Below are 5,721 nucleotides of genomic sequence, written 5' to 3' on the forward strand. Positions count from 1 at the left end.
GCGCAACACCGTGTACCAGAATCCCGCCACCACCCCAATCCAAAGTCACGTGGACATGGACACGCTGAAACCCCCTAATTTTGGGGGTTTTACCAAACCACGTTCTGTCCATATGGACAGATAGAAAAGTGGACATCATGAGGGGTGGCCCCAACCTCCATGAAATTATTGACCGCCCCCACTCCCTAGCCGAAGAAAGACATTCAGCCCTCGATGACCGGCGCGAGTCTTCGTAAGCCCACCGATTTTTCCCTCAATTGACATATTTAATCTGCCCACGAGCGAACCATCTCAGCACCTAATAAGTCAGCTAGCAGCTAGCCTGCGAATCCAAGAAAAACCACTGATCGCAACTGCAGTTACAAATCCAGCCAAGGCACCTACTACACCAAACAACCCGACTTTGACGACCGCCCCCCAGTTACCACTTTCTGCGACCACTGTCTCGACAGCATGTTCGAGCGGCACTATGCCCTCAGCCACGAATGTACCCCCGACCAAGAACATCGCAATCGTCCCGATCCAGGACAGGGCCTTCATTAAAACGGGCGCTGCCGACACCAACACCTGGCCGAACTTTCTGACCGCCCTACCCCACATTCCTTCAGCCTTCGATTTAACCAGCGCGAACCCGGCGTCATCGAGTCGAACAATGCCAGCAACCAGGCCATAGACCCCCACGGTCATCGCCAGCGCAATCACAATCAGGGTCAAGATTTGCTGATAAAGAGGCGCCTCAGCCACTACGTTCAAAGTGATAACGATGATCTCGGCACTCAAAATAAAGTCGGTCTTAATCGCACCCTTGATCTTCCGCCTCTCGTACTCGGCTAGTTCCTCTGTGCTTTTGGGGATCACCTTCTTTCCGTGCTCTTCCGCACCATGTCCTTCGCGAGAAAATTTGTCTTTGATCGCCTCGTAGCCCTCGTAGCAGAGGTATATACCACCAGCCATGAGGAGCCATTTAACGGCTGCGGGCAGCACCGCGCTGAGGATAAGGGCACAAGGAACTAAGATCGCCTTGTTCTTGAGTGAGCCTTTGAACACTGCCCAAACCACAGGAAGTTCGCGATCTGCTTTCATGCCTGTAACTTGTTCAGCGTTCACTGCCAAATCGTCACTCAGCACACTGGCGGATTTTTTTGCAGCGACCTTACTCATTAGAGAAATGTCATCTAGCAGGGCCGCGATATCATCCAACAACGCAAAAAAACTGCTGCCAGCCATATTCATTCTCCCTTAATAGTTTCTAGCAATCTCATGCCCGGAAGCGCCTGACTCACCAGGCTCCCTCTAGAGCAGCACTATGGCCGACAAGATGGCATACAGACCTGCTGCTGGCAAAACAGTTCTGCACAGCTTTCAAAGGTCTGCACCGCTGTTGGCGCCCCACCACAGTTGTCACAGCCAATCACACACATGACTGCCTAGCGCGCAAGGTGGTAGCCTGCCAACCAGAATCTAGGCTCAGGCGCCAACCAATGTTTTTGAAACGTATAGCTGACTGGCTCTTGCCTGTTAAAAGATCGCAGCGCGAGAAGGAGCAGGAGCGTGATTTTATTCAAGCAGTAAACCGCCTCGAGACGCTTTCGACGACTGAGCGTGGCGGAATGTCGATTGATGCTGAGGAGCTGCGCGACGCTATCATGGCCTCATACTACAAGCGTAGACGCCAAGACGAAGCACCAAACAAAGTGGCGAACGCCACATCAAAGCACACCGACACCATCCAATATATAAGTTGGCGTCGATTAGAAAACGGTTCATCCGTGCAGTACACCTGCCTGCAGTCGATCACAACTGGTGAGTATGCCGTAGCGTGCGAAAGTTTATTCAGCGGCGGAGAGAGCCTCCCGACCCGTCCAGATATAGATGCTAGTAAGCAGGTCGCAGCTTCATTAACGAGCGCCAATCTTCAATGGCACAAAAGCATTAAAGATGCGATGGATGCCTGGGATCGAGATCTTTAGTAAATCGCGATCTTTGACAGAGGTCAGCCAAGCAGAGGCATCAGTGCACCCAAAATCCCCAGCTTGGAGGATTGTCAACGATATCTATAGAGGTAGTTAGTTCGTACTCCATATCGGATAACACTCGCTCAAGGTGCGGGTGATCTCTGGACTCTCGCAGTGCTTGCACCAATTTGAGCAGTTCCCTTCCTTGGTCGACAGGCATCTTGATGTCGCAGTAAACAGTGTCATCTCTTTCATCAGCCATGCTTAATCTCCTGATCCGTCAATAGCCTGATCTTTGGATATGGCAGCTCGATGAGTATCGACAACCTGCATCTCTAGTGCCCACTCCTTCAAGAATTTCTTCCAGTCCGTTGCGTACATTCCGTCTACCAGTCGTGTCGAGCCGATGCTTGCTTGGAGAAAGCGCTCTCGCCATAGCTCTGGAATTTCATGCTCGACAACAATTTCTTTTCCAGAGGGATGGCGGCGGATCGGCACGAAGCGTGTAATTTCTTCCAGCGTCAATACAGGATTGAGAACAAGGTCTCCCCGCTCCTCAAGAGAAATTCTGTCGAGTAGCTCTATCAAAGAAGGCGCGTCAGGGTGACCTGGTGCTAATGAGGCTAGCGTCCATAGCGTCTTGCGCCTGGCTGCTTCTCTGATGCGGAGATTTTCGTGTCTCATGTTGTTGGTCTCCAAATGCTTGGCAAGACATATGAGGGGCATGTTGCGTGCCGCCAAGGCGGACGGCTGTCGTATACCGAGCCCCGCTATGCGTGTCTCGGCCCTCCGGGCGTCCATCCTCACGCCTGACGCGCTCCGCTTGCCGCGAGCGCTCATGCTCAACTTATCTCGTGGTCATTGTCGAAAAGCTTAGTATGCCATTTCAATTACTGGGCCACATTAATAGTCCGCACCCGACTATCGTCCAGGCAAACTCAACACCAACTAAGAGTATGCCAATCGCATACCCTTAAAGTGTGCTGGACAGCCTCTGCCATGAGCGTGATAGGCTTGCCCAATCGGTCAGCCTGGATCGAGCGGTCGGCACGCATAGATAACTCACAGGTTCATCACCCTACGCTTCGCAACTCATTCGACATATGTCGCTGCGGGCAGCCGACACCGCTCAATCATTGGAGGATGACCATGCGAATTTCCATTTTCCCGCAAGATGTAAAATCTGGCAAAGGTGTTCTGCGCCTAGCGAAGCTACTACAGCGTGATTGGCCCGGCGAGAATCGTATCGGACTTAGCGCTGCTCAAAATCTCATTAGCCGTTGCCTTGGCTATGCAGACTATCACGATGTCAGGATGAGTGCTGACAGCTCGAAGTTTGATACAGGCAGCTCGAAGATTGAGTTTGCGACGCCGGAGGAATTGAGGGCGCAGAGCTTTGAGGTCATCAAGGCTGAGATCGAGAAAGCTTGCCCCTCCCAAGAAGTAAACTTTGAAAAACTGCGTGAGCGGATTAGCACATGGCCTTTCATTGGCCTCAGAATTTTCCCAAAGTTTTTTCCTCACTCCAAATCTCCAGAATCTGAGAGGCTAATGCTAGAGACTTTGCGAATGACCGATTACTACCTGAATAACCGCCCCAGCGAAGTAAATGCCGGGCCCTTTAACGATAGGATAGAGACTATGTCAGGGCACAAATCGATAAATACAATTCAGTATTATGCTCCTACATTGATGGGTGCCTGTCGGCGCGATACCTCTGAACGAAAATTTGAGTTATTGAGTGGGTCTACTGAGTGCCTGAACTGCGGGCCAAGTATTATCAAAAATAGCAAACTTCCAGCCAAATGAAGGGCAGTCGCACGGGCCGAGCATCGTCTCGGCCCACTGGGCGCATGTACACACAGAATATTCTTTTCTCAGTAATCAAAGCAGTTGAGCGAGCTGGAGCTCTCCTCGCAGCTGAGTACGTCCGTCCTGGTGGGCCTAGAGGATTCGAGGACAAGGCGGAGGTTGACGTCGAAATTGAAGAGGTTCTGCGTGCTGAGCTCTTGCGCATCCATCCGTGCGATTTCTGGGGCGAGGAAACCGGGCATGTACTGACCGGTGATCCTTGCTGCTGGGTCGTAGATCCCAATGACGGCACCAGTGACTTTCTGAAGGGGCTCAAGGGCTCGGCAGTGTCTGTTGGACTGCTGCATGACAGTAAGCCAGTGCTGGGCGTGGTGCATGCTCCAGTCACTCCTGGGGGTGCGTCGGATTGCATCGCTTGGGCTGCTGGTATGGATCATTTGCTGAGAAACGGATCGCCCGTGTACTTGGATCTGACCAAGCAGCGGCTGTCCGAATCGAGCCTTGTAATGGTCAGCTCGGCGGCCGGCAAGAAGCCACAGGTAAACCGAGAGCTATGTGCACCTGGTGATTTTTACCCTATGCCGTCCATTGCTTACAGGTTGGCTAAGGTGGCGGCTGGGGACGGAGTCTGCGGTGTATCGCTGTATCCTGTTTCCGCTCACGACGTCGTAGCGGGTCATGCGTTGCTGATGGGCGTCAACGGTGTGCTGGTTGACGAGGATGGAAATCCAATCAGGTACCAAACAGAGGCCAAAATGCTTCAGGTCTCTCAACGATGCTTCGGTGGAGCGCCAAGGGTATGTGCTGATCTGGTTGCTCGGGATTGGAGCAAGGTCTTTGCAAAAGATGCCCGTTGATGAGCAACAGCGCAGTTAGCAGGATCTGAATATCCTTTAAACCTAGCCTTTCGGCTTTGTAGCGTGCCGCCTCTGGCGGATGGCTGTCGTGAACCGAGCCCCGCCAGGCGGGTCTCGGCCCTGCCGGGCTTCCATCCTCACGCCTGCGCGCTCCGCTTGCTAGGAAGGTGCCGAGGCCGCCATGCAGGAGAGTAACGAGTGCTGACCATTATTCCCATGAGCCAAGCTCGTAGGCGTCTCAGCCGCCTGGTAGCGCTAGTTGCCAAGGGACACACTTTTATCATAACAAAAAACGGCAAGCCGTTAGTGTTGCTGAAAGCGCCCGAACCACCCGATAAGCAGGAGCAGGAGCAGGAGCCAGGCGGCTTTGAGACATAGAGAATTAGCAAGTCCGGATGCGGCTGTAAATGTTTCCTGCAACCGCTGCGGCAAACCGCCCTCGAGCGGTTTTTTCATATCTACACTTTATTGTCTGCGTCATCTGGCGAGCGCTGCGTCTCGGCTATCCCACCCACGGGAAGCAGCCTTTCACCACCCCCATCTGATGCCAGGTGCTGATGTCATCGGAAGTCATCGCCTCAATATATCTGAAGCCTTTATCTTTCAAACGGTCAACGTATTGATCCCTGCACCGCAGGCGAACACTTTCTTTACCTAGGCTCTCAAAGTGATCGAAAGCACGACCTAGCAGAGTTCCAATAGAGCTAACCTCACTACCAGGATCATCAACCGCAACTGCTCTGATGTGAGCATATCGTGCGCCTGGCCCTTGGTTGCATTGATCCTTGAAGCCCTCTTCCGTAATGAAATCGTCATCCGAATGGCCAAAATGAACAAAACCGACCAAATCCCCATCCTTTTCGAGGACGAGGAAATTCTCAGGTCGCTGTTGAATCCACTCTTCAAAATCGTCCAGAGTCGCCGCCCCATCACCCAACCAAGAGCGATGCTCAATGCGATGGCAAAGGAGCGCGTCGCTAGGTGTGATGATGCGGATTTCATAATCGGACATGACAAAGCCTTGCTGAGGATCGAAGGCGTAATGGTAAATCGCCAGCTCTCTCAGTGCATCAACTGAAAAAATCGGCCAAGCATCC

8 protein-coding genes are annotated in these 5,721 nt (G+C 52.6%); 4 read left to right on the forward strand and 4 right to left on the reverse strand.

The genetic code is table 11. The features are described from left to right. Positions 1-306 precede the first annotated feature (306 nt). Complete coding sequence (locus BLX42_RS03085) at positions 307-1,227, reverse strand: DUF808 domain-containing protein (protein WP_161871115.1); 921 nt, start codon at positions 1,225-1,227, stop codon at positions 307-309. A 254-nt stretch (positions 1,228-1,481) separates the two neighbouring features. Between BLX42_RS03085 and BLX42_RS03090 the strand changes: the two genes are divergently transcribed. Next, complete coding sequence (locus BLX42_RS03090; RefSeq protein ID WP_161871116.1) at positions 1,482-1,970, forward strand: hypothetical protein; 489 nt, start codon at positions 1,482-1,484, stop codon at positions 1,968-1,970. Positions 1,971-2,010: 40 nt separating this feature from the next. Here BLX42_RS03090 and BLX42_RS03095 read toward each other — a convergent pair whose 3' ends face one another. After that, positions 2,011-2,217: a hypothetical protein gene (locus tag BLX42_RS03095; RefSeq protein ID WP_161871117.1), complete on the reverse strand. Its 207-nt coding sequence runs from the start codon at positions 2,215-2,217 to the stop codon at positions 2,011-2,013. A gap of 2 nt (positions 2,218-2,219) precedes the next feature. Then, complete coding sequence (locus BLX42_RS03100) at positions 2,220-2,639, reverse strand: hypothetical protein (RefSeq protein ID WP_161871118.1); 420 nt, start codon at positions 2,637-2,639, stop codon at positions 2,220-2,222. Positions 2,640-3,104: 465 nt separating this feature from the next. Here BLX42_RS03100 and BLX42_RS03105 point away from each other — a divergent pair, with 465 nt between their 5' ends. From BLX42_RS03105 to BLX42_RS03115, 3 genes are all read left to right on the forward strand, one after another. Further along, positions 3,105-3,764, forward strand: coding sequence for a hypothetical protein (locus BLX42_RS03105; RefSeq protein ID WP_161871119.1), 660 nt, complete (start codon positions 3,105-3,107; stop codon positions 3,762-3,764). Between the two features lie 44 nt (positions 3,765-3,808). Further along, positions 3,809-4,624, forward strand: a complete 816-nt coding sequence (locus BLX42_RS03110; RefSeq protein WP_161871120.1) for an inositol monophosphatase family protein — start codon at positions 3,809-3,811, stop codon at positions 4,622-4,624. 216 nt (positions 4,625-4,840) lie between these two features. Continuing rightward, entirely contained in the window at positions 4,841-5,002 is a 162-nt protein-coding gene (locus BLX42_RS03115; protein ID WP_178110718.1) for a type II toxin-antitoxin system Phd/YefM family antitoxin, read from the forward strand. A 124-nt stretch (positions 5,003-5,126) separates the two neighbouring features. On the opposite strand, the gene BLX42_RS03120 is transcribed toward BLX42_RS03115, so the two are convergent. Further along, the coding region (locus BLX42_RS03120; RefSeq protein ID WP_161871122.1) for a GNAT family N-acetyltransferase at positions 5,127-5,721 on the reverse strand (595 nt) is incomplete at its 5' end.

The sequence above is a fragment of the Pseudomonas sp. SG-MS2 genome (genome assembly GCF_009933855.1).
Taxonomy (GTDB): Bacteria; Pseudomonadota; Gammaproteobacteria; order Pseudomonadales; family Pseudomonadaceae; genus Aquipseudomonas; species Aquipseudomonas putida_E.